This is a genomic window from Streptomyces sp. NPDC007983, assembly GCF_042958345.1.
GTDB lineage: Bacteria > Actinomycetota > Actinomycetes > Streptomycetales > Streptomycetaceae > Streptomyces.
Window position 1 is genome coordinate 1 of record NZ_JBIBJI010000059.1, and the last position, 3,242, is coordinate 3,242.

Annotated in this window: 1 protein-coding gene; it reads right to left on the bottom strand. The window is 72.3% G+C overall.

What is annotated here, in order from left to right:
* On the bottom strand, window positions 1-3,242 hold a 3,242-nt coding region (locus ACFZCY_RS45415), incomplete at both ends, for an SDR family NAD(P)-dependent oxidoreductase (RefSeq protein WP_391187702.1).

The following is a 3,242-nucleotide window of genomic DNA, read 5'->3' on the forward strand; positions in this document are numbered from 1 at the left end:
CCGGCGACTCCGGCCGCGGCCTGGGTATGCCCGATATTGGACTTCAACGACCCCAACCACAACGGCCCCCCGCCCGCACCCCGATCACGCCCATACGTCGCCAACAGCGCACCGGCCTCGATCGGATCACCCAACGGCGTCCCCGTCCCATGCGCCTCCACCACATCGACGTCACCCGCGGCCACACCGGCATCGGCCAGCGCCTCACGAATGACCCTCCGCTGCGCCGGACCACTCGGCGCCGTCAAACCATTGCTCGCACCGTCCTGATTGACGGCACTGCCCCGCACCACCGCCAGCACATCGTGGCCGTGACGACGGGCATCGGAGAGACGCTCCACCAGCAGCACACCCACACCCTCGGCCCACGCCGTGCCATCCGCACCCTCGGCAAACGCCTTGCACCGCCCATCGGGAGCGAGCCCACGCTGCCGGGAGAACTCCACGAACACCGTCGGCGTCGCCATCACCGTCACACCACCGGCCAGCGCCAGATCACACTCACCCCGCCGCAACGACTGCACCGCCAGGTGCAGCGCCACCAGCGACGACGAACACGCCGTATCAACCGTCAGCGCCGGCCCCTCCAAACCCAAGGTGTAGGCGACCCGACCGGAGATCACGCTGCCGAGGGTGCCAGTGAGCACATGGCCACCGTAGGTCTCGGCCGCGTCACCCAACTGGCTGGCGTAGTCCTGCTGAGAGATGCCGGCGAAGACTCCGGTGCGGGTGCCACGCAGCGCGTCCGGCACGATCCCGGCCCGCTCCAACGCCTCCCACGACGTCTCCAGCAACAGCCGCTGCTGCGGATCCATCGCCGCCGCCTCACGCGGCGACACACCGAAGAACTCCGCGTCGAACTCGCCCGCCCCGTGCAGGAAACCGCCCTCACGCACATAGCTCTTGCCCGGGACCCCCTGCTCCGGGTCGTACAGCCCGTCGAGGTCCCAGCCACGGTCGGCGGGGAAGGACGAGATCGCGTGCCCACCGCCGTCCACCAAGTCCCACAGGTCCTCCGGTGAGGCCACGCCACCCGGATAGCGGCAGGCCATACCGACGATCGCGATCGGCTCGTGCTCGTCGGCCGTGGCCCGGGGTTCCGTGTCCGCCTCGGAAGGCGCTTCGCTGTCGGTACCGAACAGTTCGTCGTGCAGGTGGCCGGCCAGCGCGTTCGGGTTGGGGTAGTCGAACAGCAGGGTGCTGGGCAGTTTCAGCCCGGTGGCGGCGGTCAGACGATTGCGCAGTTCGACCACGGTGAGGGAGTCGAACCCGGCGGACCGGAACGCGGTCTCCGGGTCGACCGCGGCAGCCGCGCCGTGGCGCAGGATCTCGGCGGCCTCGGCGCGCACCAGGTCGAGCAGTGCCCGGCGGCGTTCCGTCGAGGAGAGGCATGCGGCAAGCCAGGGCCGGTCCTCGTCCGCTCCGCCTCCGCTCCCGGCGGGGTCGCCGCCCTGTGCGGTCCGGGCGGAACGCGCGGCGCGAGCGGCCGGAACACCGTCGAACAGGGGCCAGGTGCGGCGGGCGACGGAACGCCCGACGAATGTCTCCCAGTCCACATCGGCGATGATCAGAGAGGTCTCGGGCACCACGGAGGCCCCGTCCGTGCCGACGACGTCGTCCAGCACCTGGAGCGCACGCTCGGGATCCAGGGACGCGATGCCCTCCCGCGCGAAGGAGTTCGCGCCCGTGTCGGCTGCCATTCCGGCGCCGGACCACGGCCCCCAGGCGATGGAGGTGGCGCGGTGCCCCCGGGCCCGGCGCCTGTGCGCCACGGCATCCAGCGCGGCGTTGGCGGCCGCGTAGCTGGCCTGCCCCCCGTTGCCCCACACCCCGACGATGGAGGAGAAGAGCACAAAGGCATCCAGCGCGAGCCCGTCGGTAAGCTCGTCCAGGTGGCCGGCCGCGGTGACCTTGGCGCGCAATACGGCGTCGATCCGCTCGGGGGTGAGCGCGTCGAGCACACCGTCGTCGAGCACGCCGGCCGTGTGCAGTACGGCGGTGAGCGGCCGGTCCTCGCGAATGCCGGCGAGCAGGGCGGCGAGGGCGTCGCGATCGGTGGCGTCGCATGCCGCGACGGTCACTTCGGTGCCGAGGGCGGTCAGCTCCTCGACCAGTTCGTCCGCACCGGGCGCGGCCGCTCCGCGGCGGCCCACCAGGAGCAGGTGCGGGGCACCCGCTCGGGCGATCCTGCGGGCGACCTGAGCGCCGAGGGCACCGGTGCCTCCGACGATCAACACGGTACCGGTGGTGTGCCGGTTCCCGAACGCGCTGTCACCGGCGTCGGCGGAGCCATCAGAACCATCGGCCGCGCCGGACGGGTCGGAGAGGCCGGACGGGTCGAACCGATCCTTCCGCGCGGCCCGCGCGACACGGGCGGGGACGGGTATCACACGGCGGACGTGCACGCCGGAGGGCCGCACCGCGAACTGATTGTCCTCGTCCTCGCCGAGCAGTGCCCCGACAAACGTGCGGAGCGTGGCGGGCGAAGGGTTTCCGGGCAGGTCCGCCAGGCCGCCCCAGCGCTGCGCCAGTTCGAGAGCGGCGACCTGGCCGAGCCCCCAGATCTGCGCCCCGCCAACGGACGGTGTCTCGCCCGGCTGAACGGCCACCGCGTCGCGCGTGACGATCCAGAGCGGAGCACTGGGTCCGGCCTCGCCCAGCGCCTGGATCAGGGCGATGGCGTCTGCCGTGTCGGGCTCGGCCGGGGCGAGCCAGAGGACGCACGTGTCGCGGGTACCGCCGCGGCCCGCGTCACTGTCGTCGCCGGAGGCCCGCAACAGGTCTTCGGCCGCATCGCGTCCGGTGCCGACCGGCAGAACCGCGGTGCGCACCTCTGCGCCACGCACGCTGAGTTCCGTTGCGATGGCGGTGGCGATCCCGGAGTCGGTCGCGTCGTCGCCCGAGGCGATCAGCAGCACGCGGCCCGCCGGTCGGGTGCTCCCACGATCCTTGGTGGCGGCCTGCCAGGCAACGCGGTAGCGGAGCCCTGCCGTCTCGTCGGCCGCCCCGGAGGTGGCCACCGCCGCGGCCTCGGCCGAACCGGTGTCTCCGGCAGGGAGCACCTGGACAGGGGTGGGCGTGGGGTCCAGCCAGTAGCGGGTGCGTTGGAAGGGGTAGGTGGGCAGGTCGACACGTCGGCCTCCAGCCCCCAACTGGACTGCGGTGGCATCGATTTCGGCAACACGGGTGTGGAGGGTGGCCAGTGCGGTGGTGAACGTCTCCGCCGCCGGACGATCACGACG